The following is a 25,992-nucleotide window of genomic DNA, read 5'->3' on the forward strand; positions in this document are numbered from 1 at the left end:
CGGCCCGGCCGGTGTCGTCAGAGACGGACGGGAACCGCTGTCAGTCCGACCGGCGCTCCCTGCAGCACGACCCGGAACGCCACCTCCCGCGAAATCCAGAACCCCGCGCATTCGGCGATCACCGAATCGAACCACTTCCGCTCCTGCGGCACGTCCGCGAGTAGCTGCTCGGCATCCCGCACCGCCACCACATAACCGCTCGCGTCCCCGAGCAGATCCGCGAGGTCGAACAGGCATTCGTCGAACGCGTCTTTGTTCGGCCGGAAGTAGTACGGGAACTGCAGCGCCGCGGCGAACTCGTCGAACAACGCCGCCACCGTGCGCATCCGGCTGCCCCGGACCTCGCGCACCCGGTACCCGGAGGGCGCGCCGTAGCGCACCCTGCTGAACTCGGCGGCGTCCACGGTCACCGAGCCGGTAGCCGGCGGCGAGATACCGGCGGCGAGCTGTTCCCGGGGCGGGAGGGTGAGGAAATCGGCCAGCGAGAGGGCTTCGGCCATCAGCGCATCCTGGTGAAAGTGTCGTAGTGGTCGCCGGTATACCAGGCCGAATCGTCGCTACCGGTGACGATGCGTTCGGCGTCGCGGGACTGTCCCCGCTTCTTCGGGTTCACATCCCACTCCTGATATTTCACGGCCTTGCCCGCGGAATCGGTGGCGGGCAGGCGGCCCTCCCGGTTCCCGAACGGGACGCCGCCCTTGGTTCCCGGCGCGTTCGCCGAATCGGGCCAGCGGCCCGCATCGATCTCCGCGAGAGTCGCATAGGCGCGGTCGGGTACCCCGGCCACCTTCGACACCACCGGCGCATCGGTCGCGGTGGTCCGGCCGGGCGCGGGCTTCCCACCGGTCGGCGCCGAAGTCACGGCGGTGCCGGAGACCGGCGCCGCGGCCGTCGACCCGCTGTCGTCCCCACTCTGAGCGCTCAGCAGGGCCACCACGATCGCCACCACCACCGCGCCCACCGCGGAGAGGACCTTCAGAACTTTCGCTCGCACGACTACCCCTTCATCGATACTGGACCGTCACCGGAGCATGGTCGGACCAGCGCTCCGCATAGGTCGCGGCGCGTTCGACCACCGCCTGCTTCGCCCGGTCGGCGGCCGCCGGTGTCGCCAGCTGGTAATCGATCCGCCAGCCGGTGTCGGTGTCGAACGCGCGCCCACGATACGACCACCAGCTGAACGGGCCGTCACCCTCCGGGTGAAGTTCCCGGACGACATCGACGTATCCGGCCGCCAGTTGCCTGTCCAGCCAAGCCCTTTCGGCGGGAAGGAAACCGGACTTCTTCAGGTTCCCCTTCCAGTTCTTCAGGTCTCGCTCGGTGTGGGCGATATTCCAGTCACCGGCGATGACGAAAGCGCCGGTGCGAGTGGCCATCCGGGCGGCGAGTTCGTCGAGGAACCGGTACTTCTCGTCCTGCCGGGGCGTATCCGCCTCTCCCGTATGGACGTACACGCTCGCCACGGTGACCTCGTCGAGCTCGACCTCGATGTACCGGCCCGTCCCGATGAACTCGCTATCCGGTTCGACACCGATCCGAACCGACTCGATCGGCCGCCGCGACAGCACCCCGACCCCCGCCCGGCCCTTCGACCCGGGTTCGGCGTGCGCCAACTCCCAGCCCTGCTCCAGCGCCGGCGCGAGCGCGGCCGCGACCTGCGTGTCGTCGGCTCGCGTTTCCTGCAGGCAGACGATATCGGCCTCGGTCCGAGCCAGCCAGGCGAGCAGCCCCTTGCCGGCGGCGGCCCGGACCCCATTGACGTTGACGGTGGAGAGGATGTAAGGCACCCACCGACCGTACAATGACGTGTCACCACCACATGCCAGGAAGGGGTGACGACACCGATGTCAGGCACCTCCGCAACCACCCCACCCGAGCCGGTCGCGGCGCTACATCTGGGATCGGGCGCCCCGCTGCTGCTACTCCACGGTGTCATGCTCTCGCCACATTGCTGGGAGCAGACCGCGGGTCTGCTGGCCGGCCGGTGCGAGGTCTTCGCGCCTGCCCTGGCCGGGCATTGGGGCGGACCGGAATTCGCGGACGGCCGCTACTCCGCCCGAACCCTCGCCGACCGCATCGAAACACAGCTCGACGATCTCGGGTGGCGGACCTGCCATATCGCCGGCAACTCCCTGGGCGGCTGGATCGGTATCGAATTGGCGCGCCGGGGCCGAGCGCGAACACTCACCGCCATCGCCCCGGCCGGCGGCTGGAAAACCCCGTCACCGCGACAGATCCTCGCGGCGGCCAAGATCATGCCGATGATTCCGGTCCTCGAAATCGCCGGTCGGCTGGGCGACCGCCCGGTGCGGAGCCGGATCGTGCGGTGGGCCATGGCGCATCTGCTGACGCGGGACACCCGCGCGGTGTCCCGCGCGGACATCGACGCCGTGATCCTGGCGGCGCTGCACTGTCCGGCGCTGCCCGCTCTGACTGCCGGAACCCTGCACGGACCGTCGTTGGCGAATATGTCCGATCTGACAACCCCGATCCGACTGATCCTCGCCGACTCCGATCGCGTCCTGCCCCCTTCGGGGTACGGTCGCCGGTTCCTGCGCGAACTACCGGCCACGGCGGATCGGATCATGCTGAACCGGGCGGGTCACGTACCCATGCTGGAGGATCCCGAGCGGATCGCGAACCTGATCGCCGAACACATCTACGCCAGTCGCGATCACCTGCGGGCTGTGTAGTTCCGCGCCGCCTGCGGGGTCGAGGCCCCCGGGGTCCCGCCGTTCGCACTCAGCTCCCGAGGAGACCCTTCGCCACGTGGGTCACCTGGATCTCGTTGCTGCCCGCGTAGATCATCAGTGATTTCGCGTCGCGTGCGAGTTGTTCCACCCGGTACTCGGACATGTAGCCGTTGCCGCCGAACAGCTGCACCGCCTCCATCGCCACCTCCGTCGCAACCTCCGACGAGTACAGCTTCACCGCCGACGCTTCCGAAAGGCTCAGCGGCTTACCGGCCTTCGCACGTTCGATGATGTTGAAGACCATGTTCTGCACATTGATCCGGGCGACCTCCATCTTCGCCAGCTTGAGCTGGATCAGCTGGAAGCGGCCGATCTCCTGACCCCACAGTTTCCGGTCGCGTGCGTAATCGGTACACAACCGCAGACATTCGTTGATCACACCCAGCGCCATGAACCCGATTCCGACCCGTTCGGCCACGAAACTGGATTTGGCGCTCTCACGGCCGTCACCGCCGCGATGCTCCTCGGTTTCCCCGAGCAACCGGTCGCGGCCGAGACGGACATTGTCGAAGAACAGTTCCCCGGTAGGCGAAGCGTGCAGACCCATCTTCTTGAAGGGTCTGCCCTGAGTGAGGCCCTCCATACCCTTGTCGAGGACGAAGGTGAGCACCTTGCGGTCACGTGACGGCGTGCCGTCGCCCTCGTCCAGTTTCGCGTAGACGACCAGTGTGTCGGCGAACGGTCCGTTGGTGATGAACGTCTTCTGACCGTTGAGGATGTAGTCGTCGCCATCGCGCCGCACATACGTTTTCATCCCGCCGAAAGCGTCCGACCCGGAATCGGGTTCGGTGATCGCCCAGCAGGCGATTTTTCGGAGGCTGACGATATCGGGCACCCACCGCTGCTGCTGCGCGAGCGTGCCCCGCGACAGAATGGTGGCGCCGCCCAGCCCGGTACTCACCCCGAGCGAACTGCACAGACCCATACAAACACCGGAGAGTTCGCTGGTCAGCACAGCCATCATGCTCTGCTGATCGAAGCCGCTGCCGGAGCGTTCCGCGGCAGGCTTTTCTGTGCCGTCTGTGCCGTCTGTGCCGTCTGTGCCGCCTGTGCCCTTTGCGGCCGCCTGCTTCGCCGCCAGCTGCTTGTGCAGAGCCTCTTCGGCCATGGCACCGATACCGAAATCCGCATACAACTTGCGCAGGACCGGATAGGGCAGCATCTCCCCGCTGTCCAGCGCGTCCAGGTTGGGTCGCACTTCCTTATCGATGAACGTCCGCACCGCGTCGCGGACCATCAGGTCGGTATCGGACCATTCGAACATCGTCGTCCTCCGGTATCACCAGCAGCATTACGGCGTAAACCACCGGGCGAACCCCTCGATTCGCCCGCCTTGTTGACACCCTGCCAGTTCTTGGCGAAGGAGGCACCGGAAACCGGGAAATCCGGGGTGCCGGGCGGGCGCGACCGTTCGCGAAGACATACACGAGGTCTACCGGGGATACGAAACCGAGGAACCCGCCGGAACAAAGGCAAGGTCACCGGCGAACGGTCACCGATACCGAGTAACAGCCGGACACAGACCACACAACCCCTACTGGCGTTGCACGACCGACCGGGCACAGCCACTTCCACCAAACGCGCAATACTCCCGGATCCGCGTGCGATCCAGAACATCGAATGCCGACGCAACCCGCATGAGTCGAGTCTTACGAGACACCCAAAGGGTTGAGGCCGTCTCGCCGTTCAGGCCTCGAAGCGCATGCGCGAAGCGCAAGTCTCGAGGCCTGAACGGCGAGACTTCAGGGCCTCAACCCCCGCGCGCGCCAGCGCGCCGAAAACACAGCCCTCAACCCCCGCGCCGCCGCAGGCGGCGCCGAAAACACCGTCAGCGCAGTGCGCGCGCCAGGTTGGTGTCGAGTGCGGCGAGGAACTCCTCCGTGGAGAGGTACCCCTGGTCGCCACCGACCAGCGCGGCGAGGTCCTTGGTCATCTGCCCGCCCTCGACGGTCTTGATGACGACGTCCTCGAGTGTCTGCGCGAAGCCGATGACCTCGGGGGTGTTGTCCAGTTTGCCCCGGTGCTCCAGGCCACGGGTCCAGGCGAAGATCGACGCGATCGGGTTGGTCGAGGTCGGCTTGCCCTGCTGGTGCTGGCGGTAGTGCCGGGTGACCGTACCGTGCGCGGCTTCGGCCTCACAGGTCTGGCCGTCCGGGGTCAGCAGCACCGAGGTCATCAGGCCGAGCGACCCGAAGCCCTGCGCGACGGTATCGGACTGGACGTCGCCGTCGTAGTTCTTGCAGGCCCAGACGTAGCCGCCCTCCCATTTCATGGAGGAGGCGACCATATCGTCGATCAGCCGGTGCTCGTAGGTGAGGCCGGCCGCCTCGAACTGGCTCTTGAACTCGGCTTCGAACACTTCCTCGAAGGTGTCCTTGAACATGCCGTCGTAGGCCTTGAGGATGGTGTTCTTGGTCGACATGTAGACCGGGTAGTTCTGCTGCAGCCCGTAGTTGAACGAGGCGCGCGCGAAGTCCTCGATGGACTTCTTGAAGTTGTACATACCCATGACGACGCCGCCGTCTTCCGGCATCTGCACGACCTCGTGCACGATGGGCTCGCTGCCGTCCTCCGGGGTGAAGGTGAGGGTGACGGTGCCGGCCTGGAAGACCTTGAAATCGGTGGCGCGGTACTGGTCACCGAAGGCGTGACGGCCGATGATGATCGGCTTGGTCCAGCCCGGTACCAGGCGCGGAACGTTGGAGATGATGATCGGCGCGCGGAAGATGGTGCCGCCGAGGATGTTGCGGATGGTGCCGTTGGGCGACCGCCACATCTTCTTGAGCCCGAACTCTTCGACGCGGGCCTCGTCGGGGGTGATCGTCGCGCATTTCACGCCGACGCCGTGCTGTTTGATGGCGTTGGCGGCGTCCACGGTGACCTGGTCGTCGGTCTTGTCGCGGTACTCGATGCCGAGGTCGTAGTACTCGAGGTTCACGTCGAGGTACGGGTGGATCAGCTTGTCTTTGATGAACTGCCAGATGATCCGCGTCATCTCGTCGCCGTCGAGTTCGACGACGGTGCCTTCAACCTTGATCTTGGACATGGATCTTCGTGTCCTCCTAAGACTGGTGCCCTCATTGCACGGCCAGGCGAACACGCTTGTGAGCGGACCCCAGCTGTTCAACAGACAACGTATACATCCCGCGTTGTCCACGAGACGTCTGGTGTAACCAAGACGAGCGTACTGCTAGTGGTGGTCTCACGGTGCAGCCAGCCCCGGTGGTGAGATCTCACAGGGGTGAATCGCACCACAAGATTACCCGGTGGGCGCATACGCTGATTTCGATCCACATAGGCGCCCGGCTACGATATTCGGCAGGTCATGAGTGCCAGCGCCAAGCCCCGGCTCGCTGGTCGGCAACCCTCCTGCTGCGGTGGGGTGCTCCGGGTGATGACCGGGCTTCCGAGGGCCGGGAGCAAGCGCACGTCAGGAGGTTGTCGATTTGTGCCGGTGCTGGTCGCGTTGATAGCGGCGTTTTCACGACTCGACGAGAAATCCCCCATTTCCCGGAGCAGGATATGACCGATCACAATGTTCCCGATGCGACTGTCGCCGGAGCGACCCGCCGGGCACGGCCGCTCGCTTTCGGTGCCCCCGATACCCGCACCGGCGGGCCCACGGCGGCGATTCATACCTTCCGCGCATCACTGACCATCGGTTCGGCGGAAGTCCCGGCGTGAAGGTAGGCACCGAATCGACCACGGCTCGTCCCGTGGCGCAGTTACCCCCGCCCGACGGCACCCCGGGCCATATCGATATCGGCGAACTCACCCTGGAGAACGGCGCCCGGCTGCCGCGAGTCCGGCTCGCCGTCCAGCGCTGGGGCGAACTGTCGCCGGCCATGGACAACATCGTGCTCATCGAACACGCGCTCACCGGGGATTCCCATGTCGTGGGTCAGCCCACCGCCGAACATCCGCAGGCCGGATGGTGGAACGGGATGGTCGGCCCCGGCGCACCGATCGACACCGACGAGTGGTGCGTCGTCGCGACCAATGTCCTCGGCGGCTGCCAGGGCAGCACCGGCCCGGCCGCACTCGCCTCCGACGGAGTTCCGTGGGGTTCGCGTTTTCCGGAGATCTCCATCCGGGATCAGGTGACCGCGGAACTGAAACTGTTCGATCTCCTGGGTGTGCCCCGGCTGGCCGCGGCGGTAGGCGGTTCGATGGGCGGTATGCGCGTCCTCGAATGGATGCTGCTGGCCCCGCAACGCCTGGCGGCCGCGCTGATCCTCGCGGTGGGCCCGCGGGCGACCGCCGACCAGATCGGCACCCAGACCACCCAGATCGCGGCCATCACCAGCGACCCGAATTGGCAGGGTGGCGACTACCACGGCACGGGTCGAGCGCCGACGGCCGGTATGGGAATCGCCCGCCGGATCGCGCACCTCACCTATCGCACCGAGGTCGAACTGGACAGCCGGTTCGCCAACAGCCCGCAGGAGGGCGAGGACCCGCGCGACGGCGGCCGCTACGCGGTCCAGAGCTACCTGGAATACCAAGCTGAGAAGCTGAGCCGGCGTTTCGACCCGGCGACCTATGTGTTGTTGAGCGAGGCGATGAACCGCCACGATATCGGCCGCGGCCGCGGCGGTATCGAGGCCGCGATGGCCACCACCGAGGTTCCGTGCATCGTGGGCGGTATCGATTCCGACCGCCTGTACCCGCTGCACACGCAGCAGGAACTGGCCGACGGACTGCCCGGTTGCCGGCATTTCGAGGTCATCAACTCCAGCGACGGCCACGACGCTTTTCTCACCGAGGCGGCAGCCATCAGCAAATTGCTCGTCCAGACGATGAACCTGGCCCGCGCCGGACGCTGACTCCCGTCCCGTTCGAGCGGGACGGGACCGGTCAGCCCACGCCGAGGGTGTTGATGGTGGCGGCGAGGAACACGACGGCGCCACCCAACAGCGTCAGCGCACCCACGTCGAACGGTTTGCTACGAACCGCCAGCAGACCGACCCGTACCGTCGGCAGGCACAACCGGAACGCGGCGGCGACAAGGGTGGCGCCACCGAAGAAGAAGGCGCCACGACGCCAGCGGTCCTGCGCGACGAACACCACCGCGATCAACACCACCACCGCCACCACGACCATCGGCAGATGGCAGCGGAAGAAGCCGGCCCAACGGTTGCCGGTGCCGGGATCGTCGTCGGTTCCAGTCGCGGCGTCGGTCACGAGGGCGATTGTTCCAGATCCGGGGTTCAGGTCTGCACGAGCGGTTCGTAGTCCGCCTCGGTGACGCCGAACGTCCAGGAGACGCCCTCCCGCGCGGTCCGGGTGGTGGGCGGCACCCGGAGCCAGTAGGTGCGGCTGGTGCCGTCGGGCTCGGGCGTCGAATTGACCACCTCGACCATGACCTGTACGACGGTTCCTATCGCGGTGCGCTCGGGCCGCGGCCGTGCCAGCGCGCACTCTGTGATTGCCATATCGGCTACGTCCACCTGGAATCGCTGCCGCTCTACGACGTCTTCGCGGGCGGCGTCCTGGAACGAGTTCCCGCTGCCCGGCACGAGCGGGTGGATCTGCCCACACCGGTGGTCCCGGTTCCGGGCGGCACGTCACGCTTGCGCTGACGGCACCGCCCGGAAGCCGGATCAGCGCAGCGCGGCGGTTTCGGCGAGCACCTTCTCCCGATGCTGCTTCCGCAGCGCGGCATGGTGCGGGCTGCGCCGCACGACCAGATAGGCCACACCCAGTACCACGAACCAGATCGGGGTCACCAGCAGTGCCTGCAGGGTGTCGCTCTCCTGGGTGAGCGCCCAGATCAGGAAGACGAAGAACGCCAGCACCGCGTACACCATCGGGACACCGCCGGGCATCTTGAACACCGACGCGGCGTGCAGCTGCGGCCGCCGCTTCCGGTACACCAGGTAGCTGGCCAGGATCATCGTCCAGACGAACATGAAGCACAGCGAGGAGATGGTGGTGACCACTGTGAACGCTTCCACGATCGACTGGCCGGCGTAGAGCAGCACCACGCCGATCAACAGGAACGCACACGAGAACCGCAGCGCGTTGGCCGGAACCTTGCGCCGGGACAGCCGCCCGAACAGCGCGGGCGCGTCACCGTCGCCGGCCAGGCCGTACACCATCCGCGAGGTCGAGTAGATACCCGAATTCGCGCTGGAGGTAGCGCTGGTCAGCACCACGAAGTTGACCACACTCGCGGCGATACCGAGCCCGGCGAGGGAGAACATCGCCACGAACGGGCTCTCGGCGGCCGAGACCTGCCGCCACGGGGTCACCGCGCAGATCACGATCAGCGCGCCGACGTAGAACAGCAGGACACGCACCGGAATCGAGTTGATCGCCCGAGGCAGGGTGCGTTCGGGGTCTTTGGCCTCGGCCGCTGTGGTGCCCACCAGTTCGATCCCGACGAAGGCGAATACCGCGATCTGGAATCCGGCCACGAAACCCATGGGTCCGGTCGGGAAGAAACCGCCGTCGTTCCACAGGTTGGTCAGCGAGGCGGTCGTACCGCTGTCGCCGGTGAAGCCGGTGATCACCATGACCACGCCGGTGACGATGAGGGCGCCGATGGCGATCACCTTGATCAGCGCGAACCAGAACTCGGTCTCCCCGAACGCGCGCACGGTCGGCAGGTTGAGCACCAGCAATACGACGATGCAGACCAGCGCGGGTATCCACATGGGCAGGTCCGACCACCAGTACGAGACGTACCCGGCGATGGCCACCACATCGGCGATACCGGTGACCACCCAGCAGAACCAGTAGGTCCAGCCGGTGAAGAACCCTGCCCACGGGCCGAGCAGATCACCGGCGAAATCGCTGAACGATTTGTACCCGGAGTTCGACAGCAGCAACTCCCCCATCGCCCGCATGACGAAGAACAGGAAGAAGCCGATGATCATGTAGACGAGGATCACCGAGGGGCCGGCGAGCGAGATCGTCTTACCCGACCCCATGAACAGGCCGGTGCCGATGGCGCCACCGATCGCGATCAGCTGGATATGACGGTTCGCCAACTGGCGGCTCAGCTTCTCCGGACCGGCACCCGGATCGCTCACCCCGCTCCCGTCGTCTGGATTACCCTGGCCCTGCAGCACGGCCATATTTCTCCCTCCGGAATGAATCGGACAGCCCATTCGACCACCGGAAACGGATTCCCGCAGAGTGGGCGGGACCACGGTACGCCGCAGCGGCCACCACCTGATTGACTGGTCCGCTGTGTTCCGATTGATGTTCCATGAACCCCGCATACCGGGAAATACCGGCAATGCCATCCGGCTGGCGGCCGGGACGGGCAGCGAACTGCATCTGATCGAGCCGCTGGGTTTCCATATGTCGGAGGCGAAATTGCGCCGCGCCGGGCTGGACTATCACGACCTCGCCTCGGTGACGGTGCACCCGGATCTGCCGACCGCGTGGGAGCTGCTGCGGCCCGAGCGGGTGTACGCGTTCACCACCCGGGCCTCCACTGCGCTCACCGAGGTCGCCTACCTGCCCGGCGACGTGCTGCTGTTCGGTGCCGAACCCTCGGGGCTACCGGCCGAGGTGCTCGCCGACGAACACATCAGCGCCGAGATACGTATCCCGATGTTGCCCGGCCGACGGTCGATGAACCTGGCCAACGCGGCCGCGGTCGCCGTGTACGAGGCGTGGCGGCAGCACGGTTTCCCGGGCGCGGTCTGACCCGCGCCATCCGGTCAGTCGTCGATCTCGAAGCGTTTGCGCCGGGAGGTCGGCCCGGCAGTGAGCCGGACAGCGCTCTTCGGGACACCGAGATGAGAGGCGAGCAGTTCGGCAGCGGCCCGGTTCGCTTTCCCCTCCACGGCCGGTGCCCGCACCCATAGGCGCAGGGTGCCGTCCGGCAGGGTTTCCACCAGCGGACCCTTCCGGCTGTTCGGTTTGATCACCGCGTGGACCGTGATGGGCAGGCTCACTCCTTTTCGCCGGCCGTCCCGCCCGGTTCGCTGGGCGCACCAGCGTTTCCGGTAGCGGCATCGGTCCCGGTCGGCTCGTCGACGCTCGCCGCGGGCGCGGGCGCGGGGGCGGCGGGCGCGGGGGCGGCGGGCGCGGGCGACACGGTGACGCGCCGAGCGCGGAGGCGGCGGGCCAGTCCGGCGATCACGCCCACGACGGCGCCGAGGACAGCGAGGAAGGCCAGCCACGGCAGCACCTGACCGACGAAGACAATGGCGCCCTTCAGCCAGTCGAACAGCGAATTCCAGCCGTCCACGATCCCGTCCCAGAAGTTTGTGGGCCCGTCGTCACCGGTCTTCGCCACAGTGCTGCTGATATCGACGGTCAGGGTGGACAGCGAGATCTGGTCGTCGAGGTACCGTCGCTGCCCGGTGAGACTGTCGAGTTCGCCCTGCCGGACGGCGAGGGCTTCCTCGGCGGCGATCAGATCGGCGGTATCGGCGGCGCGGACCATCAGGTCGCGCAACCGGTCGACCGAGGCCCGCAGCGCGGTGATCCGGGCGTCGAGGTCCTGCCACTGGAGAGTGACATCGTCACGATCGGTACTGACCTGGGTGATCTCGCCGAGTTCGCCCAGGCCGTCGATGAACGCATCGGTATCGGCGGCCGGAATCCGGATGACCAGATTCACGTGCGGTTCGATATCACCGGTCCCGGGATTCTCGGTGCGCTGATCGACCCGGCCGTCCAGATCGTCCACTCGGTCGACGAGCGTCTTCGCCGCCGCCACGGGATCACCAGCGGTGAGATCGACAGTCCCGGTGATGACCTCTTTGCGATCGGTGGCCTGGTCGGGGGTGTCCGGCGCGGGGGCCTGCTCCCGGTTGGGTGCCTTCTGGACCCGGATCCCCGGCGCCGTCGCGGGTGCCGGCGCACCGCCCTCGAAGGACGACGAGTGATCCGCCGTGCTGGAGCGGGAGTCGTCCCCACCACACCCCGCGAGGAGAACGGACCCGCACACAACCAGTAACAGCACCCCGAGCCTTCGCATGCTGGCAGCGTAATGGTCGATTCCGGGATCAGGTACCCGAATCCGAAGGCCGGCCACCGCGATCAGGCCCAGCCCGTCGCATGATCCCCTGCTCTTTCTCCGGGATGGTCCATCTCACTGGTAACTCCGGATGGTCCACCTCAGTGGTCGGGGCCCGCCCCGGTTCTGGAGCGACGGAGTGAAGAACCGGGGTTAATAGGGCCCCGACCCGCCCCGCCGAAGGCGGGGCAATCAGACACAGCTCACCTGAAGTCGCAGGAACGGGAGCCCACGCGCATATCCAAGCGGCTCAGGTGTTCGGCGTAGATGCTCACCGCCCCCTCCGCGTTCTGTATCCGTCCGCGGATCAGCAGTGCCGGGGAGCTCTGTGCGGTGCGGCGGTATCGGACCCACAGTCCGGCCGAGCACACCACATTCACCATGCCGGTTTCGTCTTCCAGGTTCAGGAAGGTGACACCGCCCGCAGTGGCGGGGCGCTGCCGGTGCGTCACCGCGCCGCCGACCAGGACCCGGGTGCCGTCGGGGATCGAGAGCAGATCGGCGGCCGGGGTCACACCGAGTGCGTCGAGGCGTGAGCGCAGGAACTGGGTGGGGTAGCTGCCCGGTGAGACCCCGGTCGCCCAGACGTCGGCGGCGGCGTGTTCGAGTTCGCTCATGCCGGGCAGGGCGGGTGTGGTGGTGGAGGCGCCGGTCCCGGGCAGGCGGCCGGGTCGTTCTCCGGCTGCCGCACCGGCCGCCCACAGTGCTTCGCGCCGGGAGTATCCCAGGCAGCCGAGTGCCCCGGCGGTGGCCAGGGATTCCGCTTGCGGGACGGTCATTTCCACTCGGCCGGTGAGGTCGAGGAACGAAGTGTAGGGGCCGTTTTCGGTCCGGGCCGCGACTATCTTGTCCGCGAGGTCCGAGCCGATGGACCGAACGGCCGCCAGACCCAGTCGCACCTCGGTCCCGTGCTGTTCGAGGGTGGCTTCGGCGTCACTGGCGTTGATATCCGGGCCGTGCACCGCGACCCCGTGCCGGCGGGCGTCGGCGACCAGTGACTGCGGTGAATAGAAACCCATCGGCTGCGCGCGCAGCAGTCCGGCGCAGAATGCGGCCGGATAGTGCAGTTTGAACCAGGCGGAATAGAAGACGAGGGCGGCGAAGCTCTGTGAATGGCTCTCCGGGAAACCGAAGTTCGCGAAGGCGCGGAGTTTTTCGTAGATGCGGTCGGCCAGTTCGCCGGTGATCCCGTGCAGATCGCGCATGCCCTGGTAGAGCCGGCCTCGGAGGCGTTCCATTTTCTCGGGGGATCGTTTCGACCCCATGGCGCGGCGTAGTCGGTCCGCTTCGGCGGCGGTGAATCCCGCGACATCCACGGCCATCTGCATGAGTTGTTCCTGGAACAACGGCACTCCGAGTGTGCGTTCGAGTGAATTCCGCAGTGCCTCGTGGTCGAAAACGACCTTTTCCAGTCCGTTCTTCCGGCGTATGTAGGGATGTACCGAACCGCCTTGGATCGGGCCGGGCCGGATCAACGCCACCTCGACCACCAGGTCGAAGAACTTTCGCGGTTTCAGTCGCGGCAGGGTCGCCATCTGTGCCCGGGATTCCACCTGGAAGACGCCCACCGAATCGGCGCGGCACAGCATGTCGTACACCGCGGGTTCGGCGAGGTCCAGGGCGTGCAGTTCGACCGACACGCCGATGTGTTCACGGACCAGGTCGATCATGTAGTGCAGGGCGGAGAGCATGCCCAGGCCCAGCAGATCGAATTTCACCAGACCCGCCGCGGCGCAATCGTCCTTGTCCCATTGCAGCACGCTGCGGCCGGGCATCCGCGCCCATTCCACCGGGCACACATCGGCGATGGGCCGGTCGCAGATCACCATGCCGCCGGAGTGGATGCCCAGGTGCCGGGGCAGGCCTTCGATATCGGCGGCCAGTGCCAGCACCGGTTCGGGGATATCGGTCCCGGTTTCCGACCCGACGCCCGTCCATCGGCTCACCTGTTTGCTCCACGCGTCCTGCTGGCCGGGAGCGAATCCGAGTGCGCGGGCCGCGTCCCGGACCGCTGATTTCCCGCGGTAGGTGATCACGTTCGCCACCTGTGCCGCGTTTTCCCGGCCGTATCGGCGGTAGACGTATTGGATCGCTTCTTCGCGGCGATCGGATTCGATATCGACATCGATATCCGGGGGCCCGTCGCGTTCCGGGGAGAGGAACCGTTCGAACAGTAATTTGTTCGCGACAGGGTCGACGTTGGTGATGCCGATGGCATAGCAGACTGCGGAGTTGGCGGCCGAGCCCCGGCCTTGGCACAGGATGTCGTGCTCGTGGCAGAACCGCACGATATCGTGCACGACCAGGAAATATCCCGGGAATCCGAGCTGGGCGATGATCGCGAGTTCGTGTTCGAGCTGTCGGTAGGCGGCCGGGTTCGCGGCGGGCGGCCCGTAACGGTCGGCCGCGCCGCGGCGGGTGAGTTCACGTAGCCAGGAGTTCTCGTCGTGCCCGCCGGGCACATCGAACGGCGGCAGGCTGGGCGCGATCAATCGCAGATCGAACGCGCATTCACGGGCCAGTCGCACCGAATTCGGCACGGCGGCCGGGAATTCCGCGAAGAGTCGCGCCATCTCCGCACCCGAACGCAGATATCCGCCGCCGGCCGGTGCGAGCCAGCCGGCGATATCGTCGAGGCTGCGCCGGGCGCGGATAGCGGCCAGGGCCGCAGCCCGGCGACTGCGGTCGGGTGTCGCGAAATGCGCTGCGGTGGTGGCGATGACCGGTATCCCGATCCGCTCGGCGATCTCGGCCAGCGCGGTGTTGCACTCGTCGTCGACAGGCAGGCCGTGCCGGGTGAGTTCCACGGTCACCCGGTCGGGACCGAACCGCTCGCACAGTTCCCGCAACGCCGCCTCGGCGCGTAGCGGTTGCCCGCCCGTGTGCAGGTCTTGTTCCAGCGCCCGCCGGACCCGGCCCTTGCGGCAGCCGGTGAGTATCTGCCAGTGGCCACCGGCCGCGGCGGTGAGCGTATCGAGGTCGTAGCGCAGGATCCCTTTCTCGCCGGCTGCCATATGCGCGGCCGCGAGTTGCCGGGACAGTCGCCGGTATCCTTCTTCGCCGCGCGCCAGCACCAGCAGATGTTCACCGTCCGGGTCGGGTGCGCCGGTGCGGGGCGCCGAATCCGTCTGCCGGGAACCGGATTCCACGAGGGTGAGTTCGGCGCCGTACACCGCGGCGATCCCGTGTCCGGCCGCGGCTTCGGCGAATCGGACCACCCCGTAGTAACCGTTGTGGTCGGTGAGGGCGATCGCCGAGAGCCCCAGGCGCGCGGCTTCGGCGACCATTTCCTCCGGCTGGGAGGCCCCGTCCAGGAAACTGAACGCCGAATGTGTGTGCAGTTCCGCGTACGGCACCAGCGGGCCGACCGGTGGGTCCGCTGGTTCGGGCAGGTATTCCCCGCGACTGTTGCTCCAGGCCGGGGTGTCGCCGCCGTCGCCGGAAAGCTGTCCGGGGTCCGGCCGGCCGGACACCACCCGCTTGTCCGGCCGGCCGGACAGCACCCGTTCCATCTCGGCCCAACTCGGCGGGCCGTTGCTCCATCCCATGCCGCGCGTCAGCAGGCGACCCGCTCGGTGGACTGAGCTTCCAGCAGGGTCGCCACATGATCCACGCCTGCCCGGATCACCCGCCCGTAGGCGTCGTCGGCGAGTATGTTCGCATGCCCGCGCGCCAGCGCCAGTTGCATCCGTGCCGTATCGAAATCGCCTACCAGCCGGTGGCTGTCGGCCAGGCTCAGATACAGCGACGGTAGGAAACCCAGTAGTCCTTCGCCGAGCGGGACACCGGGGACGAAGGCCGAGTCGAGCGCCCGGGTGTCCCAGAGCAGCGCGTCCTCGGCCGTGTCCTGGATGTCCGCCAGATGATGGGCCACCGCGCTCCGGGACAGTGGTTCCCCGCCCGGCCCGAGTTGGTCCCACAGCATTCGCAGCGCCTGACGCGCCGCTTCCCGATTCACACCGCCGAGCCGCACCGCGGCATAGATATCCGCCATCCGATCGTCCGTCATGCTTCGAGTATCGCACATATGTTCGAATACGGAGAGTGGAAATCGAACCTGCTTTCGAACGTCGGATCACCCCTGGCGCAGTTTCTTACTTCGGAGTAAGTTCGGCCCCGGAAGACCTGCGCAAAGGGGCTGTTCATGAGCGAATCCGGGACCTACCGGGCAGAACACGAGCTCGCCGGGCGGCACGTCCTCATCACCGGCGCCTCGTCCGGCATCGGACGGGCCGCGGCACTGGCCGTCTCGAAGAAGGGCGCGGTGGTATTCCTAATCGCCCGGCGCGAGGACCAGCTCGCCACCGTCGTGGCGGAGATCCGGGCCGCGGGTGGCCGGGCGCACGGCTACCCCTGCGATATCACCGACACCGCCTCGGTCGAGGCGACCCTGAAGGAGCTGCTCGACGAGCACGAACGGGTCGACATGCTGGTGAACAACGCCGGCCGATCCATCCGCCGGGCGATCCACCGCTCCACCGACCGGCTGCACGACTACGAACGCACCATGGCCGTCAACTACTTCGGCGCGCTGCGGCTCACCCTGGCGCTGCTACCACAGATGCGGGAGCGCGGTTTCGGCCATATCGTCAACATCAGCAGCGCGGGGGTCCAGGTGGCCACCCCGCGCTATTCCGCCTATTTGGCGAGCAAGGCCGCGCTGGACAAATTCGCCGAAGTCGCGGCGGTGGAGACCATGGCCGACGGGGTCGGCTTCACCACCATCCACATGCCGCTGGTCCGGACACCGATGATCGCCCCGTCCGGCGATCAGGGGCGCGCCGAATCGCCGGAATGGGCCGCCGCGACCATCGTGCGCGCACTCACCGAACGCCCCCGGCGTATCGACGTGCCGATCGGCACGCTCGGCGAATTCGGCGCGATCTTCGCGCCGCGCCTGCGCGACCTGGTCCTGCACCGCTACTACCGGATGATCCCGGACTCCCCGGCCGCCCGAGGTGAACAGAACGGATCGACCACGGACCTCCCATCGGTCACGGCGCTCACCGATTCGGAGAGTCCGGACGAAGTCACCGCGGTCGTCCACCACATCGACGACCACCGCCCGCCGTCACCGACCCGGTCCAGGCGCGCACCACTGCCCCGCGCGGGAGCACGGGTCGCGCGGGGTACCGGCACCGCCCTGCGCCGCGCCGCCCGCTGGGTGCCCGGCACACACTGGTGATCGGCTCGGGAAGGATCATCGATCGTGACAGACGAGCAGCACGCAGTACTCGACGCGGTACTCGACCTGGTGACCTCCCGCGGCGTAACGGATACGACGCTGCGCCGCGTGGCCGACCACTGCGGCGTGGACGGAAAAACGTTGCGCCGCAGATACGGTGACCAGTACGGATTACTGATGACCGCCGCCAAGGAACTCGAACTCGACCGCGACCGCCGCCTCGCGGCGATCGGGGACGGACCACAGAGCGATTCCGTGGCCGACCGGCGGGACTATCTCGAGGCGGTCATCCGCGCGCTCCTGCTCGACCCCGCCGACCGCCGGCGCCTGCTGCTACGCACCGAAATCGTCGCGAACGCCCGGCACGTGAACGGAATGGAGGCCGAGGCGAACTGGATGGGCACTTCCACCCGTACCATCGTCGCCACAGCGCTCACCCGGGCCGCAGTGGCCGATATCGAGCTGGAAACGGAGCGGCTGGTCGCGTTGCTCAGCGGTCTGGCCTTCGAACTCGCCTACCCGCACGGAGCCGGTGACGGCGCAGCGGACCGAGTGGTGCGCCACCATATCGCCTCGATCGTGCAGTGACCCCGGCGCACAGTTCGGTGATCAGAGTTCGAAGATCCGCTGCGCGGCCGGTAGCGGCCGGAACAACCCCGAGATCTGCGCCACCAGCTGCCACGGCCGTTCCCCGTCCAGCGAGGACTTCCCGTTGGTCAGGATCGCGCCGCTGAGATTGCGGTCCGGATCGGCCCAGCCGTACTGGGTGGTGAACCCGCTGCGGCCGAAATGCGCGGTGGTGTCGTGCCCGAATTTGGAGCGGTGGCCCCCCAGTTCGTATCCCGCGCGGCTCACCCGCCCCGCGACACCCGGAACTCGGGGAGCGGGACGTACCGCGTCACGCAAGGTTTCGGCCCGCATGATCCGGACACCGTCGAGTTCCCCGCCGCGGGCGAGGATCTCGTAGAACCGGGAGAGCTCGGCCGCGGTCGTGACCAGATTGCCCGAGGGCAGTTCGGCGGCGAGGAAGGCCCGATTCGAATCCCGGTTCACCGCGTCGGGGGCAAATCCCCCGCCCAGCGCCCGGCCCGCCAGGAACGAGGCGATCTTCGAGGGTGGCGGCCCCGTCTTCACACTCGGTACCACCGCGTCCACGTCGCCGGGCGCGACACCCAAATTCGTCCAGCGGAAACCCAGCGGTTCCAGCACCCGCTCGGCGAGATGATCCCGGATCCGCTTCCCGGTGGCCCGCTGCACCAGCACGCGCTGGATCAGCCCGCTGGTCAGCGCGTGATACACCCGGAACCGGCCGGCCGGGTAGCTCGGTTTCAGATCGATCAGGCCGCGCAGGCACAGGTCCTCGTCGAAAACCATCTCGTGCCCGCGGTACGGGCGGGTCACGAACGGGACTCCCGCGGTGTGGGTCAGCACCTGACCGATGGTGATGGCGCCTTTACCGTTGGCGGCGAATTCGGGGACGTAGTCACTGACGGGATCGTCGAATCCGAACGCACCCTGTTCGATCAGCATGAACATGACCGCGGCGGAAACGCCCTTGGCGGTGGAGAATCCGCAGAACGGCGTATCGGTGGTCACCGGGACACGCTCGGCGTCCGGACCGTCCCCCGGCGCGTTACCCCAGCCGTGGCCGAGAGCCCGGTTCAGCACGACCCGCCCGTTGCGACGCAGGCAGACCTGGATCGCGGGTGTGCTGCCCATCCGGTACCAGTCGCGCACCGCCGACCAGATCGTTTCGATCTCCGCCCGGGTCGGTCCGCCGTCCCCGGCGTCCTCTTCCGGACCGACGGTGGTGATGTCGTCCAGTTCGGCGGCGACCGGGACCAAGAGCGCGGTATCTGCCTTCACACGCCCCAGGGTAGCCACGCGGGCGCAGTGGTGACGGGTGTCGGGAGCCCGCCGGAGGGGAGCTCGGCTCGCCCACCACACGCCACTGGTGACCAGGCGGTCCGCCACCCGCCGGCCACCGTGACGGAGATCACCGATAGCCGTCCAGCTGAATTGTGCTCTGATCAATAGGAAGCAACCGCTTGTTCCATCTGCCGGGAGGTGGCAATGACATCGGTGCACCCGCGCCTTTCCCGGGCGCACATCTGGCTGCTCACCTTGTCGTCCATGGCGGTCGCTCTGGTCATCGCGGCCATGGCCGCCCTCTACACGGCGCTTCCCGAGATCGCCGCCGATACCGGCGCCACTCAGCAGCAGCTCACCTGGGTGGTCGACGGTTACACCCTCGCGCTGGCCTGTCTGGTCCTGTTCTCCGGCGCGCTGGGCGACCGGTTCGGCCGCCGGATCATGATGGTGCTCGGCCTGGTGGTGTTCGCCATCGCGTCCGCGGTACCGCTGGCCCTGGACGAACCGCACTGGATCATCGCGTCGCGGACTGTCGCGGGGGTGGGTGCCGCGCTGGTGATGCCCTCCACATTGTCACTGCTCACCGGCGGCTTTCCGCCGGAACGGCGGGGAGTCGCCGTCGGGTTGTGGGCCGGAGTGGTCAGTGGTGGCGCCGTACTGGGCATCCTCGGCTCCGGACTACTGCTGCAGATCTGGTCCTGGCAGGCGATATTCCTCGCGATGACCCTCGCCGGAGCGGTATCGGCGATCGCGGGCTGCACGGTTCCCGAATCCGTGGACGACACCCGGCCGCCGCTGGACTTCTGGGGCGGTATCACGGCGTCGGTCGCCGTCGGCGCCATCGTGGTCGGCGCCATCGAGGCGCCGGTACGCGGCTGGACCGACCCGTTGGTCCTGGGTCTGTTCGGCGCCGGAGTCCTGGCCGGAGTCGGGTTCGCGACGGTCGAACTGCGGGTGCCGAACCCGCTGCTGGATGTGCGGTTGTTCGCCGACCGGGGCTTCGGCAGCGGCGCGGTGAGCGTCGGAGTCCAGTTCCTGGTCGCCTTCGGTTATTTCCTGCTGTTCGTGCAGTACATGCAGCTGATCTTCGGATACTCGCCACTCATGTCCGCTGTCGCGATGGCACCGATGATCGCCCCACTGATCGGTATCTCGGTCGTCGCGCCGCGACTGGCCGAACGGTTCGGTCTACGGCTGCCCACTTTCATCGGACTCCTGTGCGTCGGCAGTGCGCTGATCCTCGTCTCCCGGACCACCGTGGAGAGCACCTACCTCGACGTACTCTGGCCGCTGCTGATCCTGAGCACCGGACTCGGCCTGTGCACCGCCCCCGCGACCGCGGCCATCATCAACGGCACACCGCCGGAGAAACACGGGGTGGCCTCCGCGGTCAACGACGCCTCCCGTGAAGTGGGCGCGGCCATCGGAATCGCCGTCTCCGGCAGCATCCTCGCCGCCGGCTACGCCGACCGGATCTCTCCCGCGCTGAGCAGCCTGCCCGAACCCGCCCGCGGACCGGTCGGTGATTCGCTGGCCGCCGCGCTGGAGGTCGCCGAGCAGGCAGGGCCGGCGGCGGCCCCGCTCGCGGCGTTCGCACAAGAGGCCTTCGTTCACGGTGCGCAGCAGGCCGCCCTCGCGCTGGGCATCCTCACCGTGGTGATGGCCTTCGTGCTGGGCGCGTGGGCACCCGGACGCAAGGCGGCCACCACCGCGTCAGCCGCCGCGGATCCCGTGTCGATGAACCGGTAACCACAAGCCGGAACACCGCCGCCACCGCCGCTGCTGCGGTCGCGACACCGACCGCCCCCGAACGCGACCTCTGCCAATCTGTCGGACCTCTGCGGCATTCTCGACCTTGTCCGCTCCGACGCGAAAGGTCCCACCACCATGCCGACCCCGAACATGTTCATCCTGTACGTCGCCGACGCAGCTGCTTCGGCCCGTTTCTACTCGGATCTGTTCGATATGGCGCCCAAGTTCGAATCACCGCGCTTCATCACCTTCGAACTGAGCGCGGGCGTGGACCTCGCGCTGTGGAGCGGGCACGCCGACCAGCTGGACCACGCCGGCGCCCGCACCGCCGAGGTTTGTCTCAACCTGCCGGGCGACCCGGCCGCGATCGACCGGCAGTTCGAGCAGTGGTTGGCCCGGGGAGTGAAGGTGGTCCAGGAACCCCACGACGCGGTTTTCGGGCGCACATTCGTGGTCGAGGATCCGGACGGCAACCTGATCCGGGTCGCCCCGATCGACTGAACCGGCCGAAGAAGAGCGCCGGGAGTACGAACGAGAGTGCCCGGCCGCCGGACTCGATGTCCGGGCGGCCGGACGCTGTTCCTCACTCTGCGGTCACACCGCCCATCGGGGGGCGGACGAAACCGGGCAATCACCTGCTATCCGACCGGTACCTGCGTCGCATCCGCTGAGCCTTCACCGGCGGATTCGGGCTCGGTACCGGCAGCGTCCGGCCCCGTGGTCGCGGTGGGCGCGGCCGCGGGTTCGGCAGCCGTCGCGGCCCGGGACTTCCGCCAGGCGAGGACGGTGAGACCCACCGCGACCACGACTATCAGCACATAGCCGATCGTGCGGGGCGCGCCTTCGATATCGAAATACTTGAACAGCGAACGAGCGTTGGTGAGTACCAGCAGACCGCCGACTCCGGTGCCGAGCACGCCGGGGGTGATACGGCTGACCAGCCACGCCGCGAGCGGAGCGGCGATCACACCGCCGAGTGCCAGGCCCGCGATGATCACCAGGTTGTCGAAGAAATCCGAGCCGAGCCCCAGCAGGAAGCCGACGCTGGCGGAGGCCGAGACGATGAACTCCGAAGCGCTCACCGAACCGATCACCGTGCGCGGTGCGCTGCGGCCGGTGGTCAGCAGGGTGCTGGTGGTGACCGGACCCCAGCCGCCGCCACCGCTGGCGTCGATGAAACCGCCGAACAGTCCCAGCGGGGTCAGGAATTTCGCGGAATGGGCGGTCTTCTCCGAGGCCGCAAATTCCACCGGCGGCCGCGATGAGAACCGGACAACCAGGAACACCCCGATCGCGAGCAGGATGCCGGCGGTGATGGGCGCAGCCGATTCGGTCGAGATCCGGGACAGTACGGTCGCGCCGAGGAAAGCACCGACACCGCCGGGCACACCGAGCCGCAGCACGACCTTCCAGTCGATATTGCCGAACCGCCAGTGTGAGGCGCCGGAGGCCAGGGTGGTGGCGACCTCGGCGAAATGGACCGCCGCGCTCGCATGCGCGGCCCCCGTACCACTGAGGACGAGCAGTGTCGTCGCGGTGACACCGAAGGCCATCCCGAGCGTACCGTCGACGATCTGCGCGCCGATACCCACAAGGGTGAAAATCAGTAATTTGATCATGCGGTGTGCTCCCCGAACCTGGACCGGAAATTCCGAGGCTACGGCCCGGTCCGCCGGTTGACACGGGTTGCGATCACCGTGAACGCAATACTGCCGGCCTGCCGAACGACAGCCGGTACAGCGCCCGGAGGAGAGAACCCGGAGGAGAGAAAATGAAGGCGACATCCGCCGGGTCTCTGCTGAACACTGGCCGCTATGACCGACCGGACCTTCCGCCAGATCGTTCTCCGCGAACGGCCCGCCACCGGGATAACCACCGGCACCTTTGCCGAAAAGCGTAGTCCCTTTCCGATATTGGAAAACGGCGAGGCCCTCGTCCGGGTGGAGTGGCTCGGTGTCGACGCCACCCAGCGCACCTGGTTGAACCCCGTGACGACCTATACGAATCCGGTCGCTGTGGGTGAAGTGATGCGCGGCAGCGGGGTCGGCCGAGTGGTCGCCTCGCGCGACCCGGCGCTACCGGAGGGCCGTTGGGTCTACGGAGAGCTCGGCTGGCAGGAGTACGCTGTGGCGCGCCGCGCGGGCCTGTTCGGTGTGAATCCGGTGCCCCCGGGGATCGACCCCCGCCATATGCTCACCGTCTTCGGGGTGAGTGGTCTGACCGCCTATATGGGGATCACTCGCGTGCTGGAAGTAGCGGAATCGGACTCGGTGCTGGTCACCGGCGCCGCCGGTAGCGTCGGGTCGCTGGCCGGTCAGATCGCGCGGCTGCGCGGTGCGCGCGTGATCGGGACCGCGGGGTCGGCGGAGAAGGTGGCATGGGTTCGCGAGACCGCCGGTTTCGACACCTGCGTGAACTATCGCGACGACGATATCCCGACCGCATTACACAGGTTCGCCCCGGACGGCCTCACTGCGGTCTTCGACAATGTCGGCGGCATTCTGCTGGAGAACGCGCTAGATCATCTGGCCCTGCACGCTCGGATCGCGCTGTGCGGTTCCATCTCCTCCGGCTACACGGCCGCCGGCTACGGCGTCGGCCCGGCCAACTACATGCAGCTGGCCTTTCGCCGCGCCCGCATGGAAGGTTTCGTCTTCTACGACCATCACGCGGACTTCCCCGCCGCGCTGACCCAGCTCGCGGGCTGGGTCACGGCAGGCGACCTGCACTGGGCGGAGGACATCGCCACCGGTCTCACCGAGGCTCCCGCCGCCCTCCAGCGGCTGTTCGACGGGCACAACCTCGGAAAGCAGCTCGTCCGAGTACATCCCGAGCGCACCTGAATCACCGGTCCGGCGGCATCACCGAGCGGCCCGGGTCGACCATCGGCCGGGGACCGCCACCCGGCGCGGCCGACAGGTCAGTACTGCGACTGCGGCCGCCGGATGATCGCACCGGACCCGACGCCACCGAGCAGCGACATGATGCACAGTCCCGCGATCAGGTTGATCACGGCCGTCGCGATCTTCGCGTCCACCCCGGCGACCAGGGTGAACGGGACCAGCGTCGCCAGCGCGGTGACCAGCCCGGTGATCCAGTAGAAGAACTGCATCGGGCTCGGCATGAGAGCCAGCAGCAGATTCAACAGCCCGGTCGCCGCGATCGCGGCCGCACCACCGGCCACGGCGTAGGACGTGGTCGACACGGTTCCGTACGCACCCGCCCCCTCCGGCGAGAGAACCGAGATGTTCAGAATGCCGCGCACCAGCATGATCAGCACGACGATCACCAGCGCTACCACGATGGCCGTGCCGACCCCGCCCGCCCACAGGCGCCCGAGGTTGATCTTCGGCTCGTTCGACCGCGGTTCGGGCCGGTCCGATTCGTACCCGTAGTCGGGCTGGTGGCCGTATTCGGGCTGATGACCGTACTCCGACTGCTGCGGCGCGCGACCCTGCTGCTGGGAGTAGGCCTGGGTGGGCGGGTAACCCTCGCGGCGGGGGTCCTGGCGCCCATAGTTGTGCGGCGGTTCCGTCATAGGGGGAAGGTACCCCTTATGACCGAGACGACCCACCCGAATCGGGCACGCATGTCGCCCATCGAGACAGTACCCATAGGTCCGCGACCGGAAGGCGAGTTGAGCCTTGCGATGTAGACGCTGATCATCCATCGAAGGCATCCGATGCGTGCCTCACATCTCCCGATCGAGGCGATCGCACCGCCATTCAGCCGGCGGAGCCGGCCCGATCGCGCAAATTGTCCACAGCCGTCCGCGCGGCCAGGCGGACATCCTCATGAGGATCTTCCAACAGCGGCTCGATCGCGGAGATCGACTCCGTCGAGTCGAGGTCATCGAGCGCGTCGACGGCGGTCTCACGCACGACGTAATCGCTATCGCGAAGGCCTTGCACCAACGCCGGATACGCCGACTCCGGCTCCGCCCGAGCGAGATAGTCCAGGACGCTGGCTCGCACGAACGGCGACGGGTGGTCACCCATTCCGCGGATCCGTTCTCCCAGTTCGGTGATACCGAGGGAGCCCAGAAGCCTGATTGCATCCCCAGCTATCACCGGTTCGGAATCACCTGCCAGCAACTTGACCTTCTCGACGAACGCCACCTCGCTGCCCTGGTGCATCGCCAAGACCGTGAGCGCTGCGCGAAGCTGTGGAACCCGTCGGCCGGCCAGCTCTTGGGTGAGCACCTCGATACCCGGTTCGCCCTGTTCGTACAGCTCTCGGGCGACCGCCTCGTAGTAGTCGTCGTACTCGTCACCGGCCGACCACCTGGCCACGAGCTCCGCCGTCGACAGACCCGCGAGGCGTCCGCGCATCTCTTCGGCCGACAGTGCCTCCGACCAGGAGCTTTCACCCGTCGCCCCCTCCTCTGTGGTCACTCGATCCCACATTCCTTCCTGGTGTCATTGAGCGTCTTGCCCTTGAACTCGCCCGGGAACTCCGACTGGATCTCTCCCGGCAGGTCGTTCGAGGTGATGGTTCCGTTGTTGATCTTCGCCTGCAGCTCGCTTTTCCGCTTCGGCGAGCAATTCGGACGCAGCCGGCGTACCCGAGCAAGCAGCCCATCGACCAAGTCGCCGAAGCATTCGGGGTATCGCAGGCAACCCTGTGCCAGCGCACAGTCGAGGCGCTCGACTCCGCCCCGCATCTGGCTGCCCGCGGCGGCGGACTCGATGCATGGGGCGCGCTGGCTGCTGCGGACTCGCTGCGGACCGAGCAGGGTCCGGACACCGACGCGGCCGAAGGAAACAACAATCTACCTGCGGCACAGCAGTGCCCCCAGTGGGACTCGAACCCACACTTGGCGGATTTTAAGTCCGCTGCCTCTGCCAATTGGGCTATGGGGGCGTGCGGACCACACACTACCGACTCGTACACCCGTACCGGAATACCCGTGAGTGGGAGTCACACTGTGGGATCTGTCCGAATAGCCTGACATGCCTCGACCAGAACGTCGGCTGCCAGCAAACCCGACTCCTCCGCCGCCTCGCGCACCTCGTCGGATAATTCGTAGTCCGTGGTCACCGCCAGTAATGCCAGTTGCAGGGCCTCACCCAGCTGACCGAGCCGGCGGGTGATCGCCATCTCGTCCATCTCGGTGCCCATGTTCTCCCAGCCCACCGGCTGCACCCCGTCGATACGGTAGCGGCGCAGCGTGTCCTCCCCGAGAACTTTCATGAAATCGACCGCCGAGGCCATGCAGCGGTTGTTGGCGACCCGGTACTCGGTCCGGTCGGCGATCTTCTCGATCAGCACCGCGACGATGGTCGCCGCGGTGAACATACCGTCGCAGACCCGGGCGGGCGCGGCCTCGGGCGGCCCGGGTGGCGCGGTGGCCAGGCCGGTGGTCACCGCGTCGATCCAGTCCACCACCAGTTCCGTGCCCGAAGCATCCCGCAGCACCGGTTGATGAAAGGGCTGTATCTCCCGGC

Annotated in this window: 27 protein-coding genes, 1 tRNA gene and 1 riboswitch; of the genes, 9 read left to right on the top strand and 19 right to left on the bottom strand. The window is 67.3% G+C overall.

Annotated features, from left to right (window positions below; translation table 11 throughout):
• Positions 1 to 17 precede the first annotated feature (17 nt).
• From OG405_RS21775 to OG405_RS21785, 3 genes are read right to left on the bottom strand one after another with little or no spacing between them, the layout of a single operon-like run.
• The gene (locus OG405_RS21775; protein WP_327148320.1) at positions 18 to 500 is read right to left on the bottom strand and encodes a barstar family protein; all 483 of its coding nucleotides are present in this window, start codon (positions 498 to 500) and stop codon (positions 18 to 20) included.
• The gene (locus tag OG405_RS21780) at positions 500 to 994 is read right to left on the bottom strand and encodes a ribonuclease domain-containing protein (protein WP_327148321.1); all 495 of its coding nucleotides are present in this window, start codon (positions 992 to 994) and stop codon (positions 500 to 502) included. The genes OG405_RS21775 and OG405_RS21780 overlap by 1 nt, the downstream gene beginning before the upstream one ends.
• Positions 995 to 1,004: 10 nt before the next feature.
• The gene (locus OG405_RS21785) at positions 1,005 to 1,787 is read right to left on the bottom strand and encodes an exodeoxyribonuclease III (protein WP_327148322.1); all 783 of its coding nucleotides are present in this window, start codon (positions 1,785 to 1,787) and stop codon (positions 1,005 to 1,007) included.
• A 57-nt stretch (positions 1,788 to 1,844) separates the two neighbouring features.
• On the opposite strand from OG405_RS21785, the gene OG405_RS21790 reads away from it, so the two are divergent.
• Entirely contained in the window at positions 1,845 to 2,693 is an 849-nt protein-coding gene (locus OG405_RS21790) for an alpha/beta fold hydrolase (protein ID WP_327148323.1), read from the top strand.
• A gap of 49 nt (positions 2,694 to 2,742) precedes the next feature.
• On the opposite strand, the gene OG405_RS21795 is transcribed toward OG405_RS21790, so the two are convergent.
• Together OG405_RS21795 and OG405_RS21800 are read right to left on the bottom strand one after the other, a co-directional pair.
• Positions 2,743 to 4,017 carry an acyl-CoA dehydrogenase family protein gene (locus OG405_RS21795; protein WP_327148324.1) on the bottom strand — a complete coding sequence of 425 codons (1,275 nt, stop codon included), beginning with the start codon at positions 4,015 to 4,017 and terminating at the stop codon, positions 2,743 to 2,745.
• Between the two features lie 564 nt (positions 4,018 to 4,581).
• Positions 4,582 to 5,799: an NADP-dependent isocitrate dehydrogenase gene (locus OG405_RS21800; protein WP_327148325.1), complete on the bottom strand. Its 1,218-nt coding sequence runs from the start codon at positions 5,797 to 5,799 to the stop codon at positions 4,582 to 4,584.
• Between the two features lie 275 nt (positions 5,800 to 6,074).
• Positions 6,075 to 6,185, top strand: a riboswitch (SAM riboswitch).
• A 90-nt stretch (positions 6,186 to 6,275) separates the two neighbouring features.
• On the opposite strand from OG405_RS21800, the gene OG405_RS21805 reads away from it, so the two are divergent.
• The gene (locus tag OG405_RS21805) at positions 6,276 to 6,437 is read left to right on the top strand and encodes a hypothetical protein (protein ID WP_327148326.1); all 162 of its coding nucleotides are present in this window, start codon (positions 6,276 to 6,278) and stop codon (positions 6,435 to 6,437) included.
• On the top strand, positions 6,434 to 7,579 hold the full coding sequence (gene metX, locus OG405_RS21810; protein WP_327148327.1) for a homoserine O-acetyltransferase MetX: 1,146 nt from the start codon (positions 6,434 to 6,436) through the stop codon (positions 7,577 to 7,579). The genes OG405_RS21805 and metX overlap by 4 nt, the downstream gene beginning before the upstream one ends.
• Positions 7,580 to 7,610: 31 nt before the next feature.
• On the opposite strand, the gene OG405_RS21815 is transcribed toward metX, so the two are convergent.
• The 3 genes from OG405_RS21815 to cycA form a co-directional block, all read right to left on the bottom strand.
• Positions 7,611 to 7,856 carry a DUF3017 domain-containing protein gene (locus OG405_RS21815; protein ID WP_327152441.1) on the bottom strand — a complete coding sequence of 82 codons (246 nt, stop codon included), beginning with the start codon at positions 7,854 to 7,856 and terminating at the stop codon, positions 7,611 to 7,613.
• 107 nt (positions 7,857 to 7,963) lie between these two features.
• Complete coding sequence (locus OG405_RS21820) at positions 7,964 to 8,188, bottom strand: DUF6745 domain-containing protein (protein ID WP_327148328.1); 225 nt, start codon at positions 8,186 to 8,188, stop codon at positions 7,964 to 7,966.
• 168 nt (positions 8,189 to 8,356) lie between these two features.
• Positions 8,357 to 9,835 (bottom strand): D-serine/D-alanine/glycine transporter, encoded by a 1,479-nt coding sequence (gene cycA / locus OG405_RS21825; protein WP_327148329.1) that lies wholly within the window; start codon positions 9,833 to 9,835, stop codon positions 8,357 to 8,359.
• Positions 9,836 to 9,950: 115 nt separating this feature from the next.
• Here cycA and OG405_RS21830 point away from each other — a divergent pair, with 115 nt between their 5' ends.
• Complete coding sequence (locus OG405_RS21830) at positions 9,951 to 10,415, top strand: tRNA (cytidine(34)-2'-O)-methyltransferase (RefSeq protein ID WP_327148330.1); 465 nt, start codon at positions 9,951 to 9,953, stop codon at positions 10,413 to 10,415.
• Between the two features lie 14 nt (positions 10,416 to 10,429).
• Here OG405_RS21830 and OG405_RS21835 read toward each other — a convergent pair whose 3' ends face one another.
• The 4 genes from OG405_RS21835 to OG405_RS21850 all read right to left on the bottom strand — a co-directional run bounded on the left by OG405_RS21835 (position 10,430) and on the right by OG405_RS21850 (position 15,745).
• Positions 10,430 to 10,660 (bottom strand): DUF167 domain-containing protein, encoded by a 231-nt coding sequence (locus OG405_RS21835; protein WP_327152442.1) that lies wholly within the window; start codon positions 10,658 to 10,660, stop codon positions 10,430 to 10,432.
• Positions 10,661 to 10,662: 2 nt separating this feature from the next.
• Complete coding sequence (locus tag OG405_RS21840) at positions 10,663 to 11,697, bottom strand: DUF4349 domain-containing protein (protein WP_327148331.1); 1,035 nt, start codon at positions 11,695 to 11,697, stop codon at positions 10,663 to 10,665.
• Between the two features lie 242 nt (positions 11,698 to 11,939).
• Positions 11,940 to 15,284 (bottom strand): error-prone DNA polymerase, encoded by a 3,345-nt coding sequence (locus OG405_RS21845; RefSeq protein WP_327148332.1) that lies wholly within the window; start codon positions 15,282 to 15,284, stop codon positions 11,940 to 11,942.
• Positions 15,285 to 15,292: 8 nt separating this feature from the next.
• Positions 15,293 to 15,745 (bottom strand): hypothetical protein, encoded by a 453-nt coding sequence (locus OG405_RS21850; protein WP_327148333.1) that lies wholly within the window; start codon positions 15,743 to 15,745, stop codon positions 15,293 to 15,295.
• A 135-nt stretch (positions 15,746 to 15,880) separates the two neighbouring features.
• Here OG405_RS21850 and OG405_RS21855 point away from each other — a divergent pair, with 135 nt between their 5' ends.
• Both OG405_RS21855 and OG405_RS21860 read left to right on the top strand, forming a co-directional pair.
• Positions 15,881 to 16,921, top strand: coding sequence for an SDR family NAD(P)-dependent oxidoreductase (locus OG405_RS21855; protein WP_327148334.1), 1,041 nt, complete (start codon positions 15,881 to 15,883; stop codon positions 16,919 to 16,921).
• A 24-nt stretch (positions 16,922 to 16,945) separates the two neighbouring features.
• Positions 16,946 to 17,509, top strand: coding sequence for a TetR family transcriptional regulator C-terminal domain-containing protein (locus tag OG405_RS21860; RefSeq protein ID WP_327148335.1), 564 nt, complete (start codon positions 16,946 to 16,948; stop codon positions 17,507 to 17,509).
• Positions 17,510 to 17,530: 21 nt separating this feature from the next.
• Here OG405_RS21860 and OG405_RS21865 read toward each other — a convergent pair whose 3' ends face one another.
• A complete protein-coding gene (locus OG405_RS21865; RefSeq protein ID WP_327148336.1) occupies positions 17,531 to 18,787 on the bottom strand; it encodes a serine hydrolase in 1,257 nt (418 codons plus the stop codon).
• 207 nt (positions 18,788 to 18,994) lie between these two features.
• On the opposite strand from OG405_RS21865, the gene OG405_RS21870 reads away from it, so the two are divergent.
• A complete protein-coding gene (locus OG405_RS21870; RefSeq protein ID WP_327148337.1) occupies positions 18,995 to 20,542 on the top strand; it encodes an MFS transporter in 1,548 nt (515 codons plus the stop codon).
• Positions 20,543 to 20,680: 138 nt separating this feature from the next.
• A complete protein-coding gene (locus OG405_RS21875) occupies positions 20,681 to 21,046 on the top strand; it encodes a VOC family protein (protein ID WP_327148338.1) in 366 nt (121 codons plus the stop codon).
• A gap of 137 nt (positions 21,047 to 21,183) precedes the next feature.
• Here the strand turns inward: OG405_RS21875 and OG405_RS21880 are convergent, their stop codons facing one another.
• The gene (locus OG405_RS21880) at positions 21,184 to 22,164 is read right to left on the bottom strand and encodes a sulfite exporter TauE/SafE family protein (RefSeq protein WP_327148339.1); all 981 of its coding nucleotides are present in this window, start codon (positions 22,162 to 22,164) and stop codon (positions 21,184 to 21,186) included.
• Positions 22,165 to 22,359: 195 nt separating this feature from the next.
• On the opposite strand from OG405_RS21880, the gene OG405_RS21885 reads away from it, so the two are divergent.
• Entirely contained in the window at positions 22,360 to 23,388 is a 1,029-nt protein-coding gene (locus OG405_RS21885) for an NADP-dependent oxidoreductase (protein WP_327148340.1), read from the top strand.
• 77 nt (positions 23,389 to 23,465) lie between these two features.
• Here OG405_RS21885 and OG405_RS21890 read toward each other — a convergent pair whose 3' ends face one another.
• The 5 genes from OG405_RS21890 to OG405_RS21910 all read right to left on the bottom strand — a co-directional run bounded on the left by OG405_RS21890 (position 23,466) and on the right by OG405_RS21910 (position 25,963).
• Positions 23,466 to 24,083, bottom strand: a complete 618-nt coding sequence (locus OG405_RS21890; RefSeq protein WP_327148341.1) for a DUF6069 family protein — start codon at positions 24,081 to 24,083, stop codon at positions 23,466 to 23,468.
• Positions 24,084 to 24,270: 187 nt separating this feature from the next.
• A complete protein-coding gene (locus OG405_RS21895; protein ID WP_327148342.1) occupies positions 24,271 to 24,939 on the bottom strand; it encodes a HEAT repeat domain-containing protein in 669 nt (222 codons plus the stop codon).
• Entirely contained in the window at positions 24,936 to 25,133 is a 198-nt protein-coding gene (locus OG405_RS21900) for a hypothetical protein (protein ID WP_327148343.1), read from the bottom strand. Before OG405_RS21900 ends, OG405_RS21895 begins: the two co-directional genes overlap by 4 nt.
• A 201-nt stretch (positions 25,134 to 25,334) precedes the next feature.
• Positions 25,335 to 25,408 (bottom strand) — tRNA-Leu (locus tag OG405_RS21905).
• A gap of 57 nt (positions 25,409 to 25,465) precedes the next feature.
• The gene (locus OG405_RS21910; RefSeq protein WP_327148344.1) at positions 25,466 to 25,963 is read right to left on the bottom strand and encodes a hypothetical protein; all 498 of its coding nucleotides are present in this window, start codon (positions 25,961 to 25,963) and stop codon (positions 25,466 to 25,468) included.
• Positions 25,964 to 25,992: the final 29 nt, after the last annotated feature.

The organism is Nocardia sp. NBC_01329 (genome assembly GCF_035956715.1).
GTDB lineage: Bacteria > Actinomycetota > Actinomycetes > Mycobacteriales > Mycobacteriaceae > Nocardia.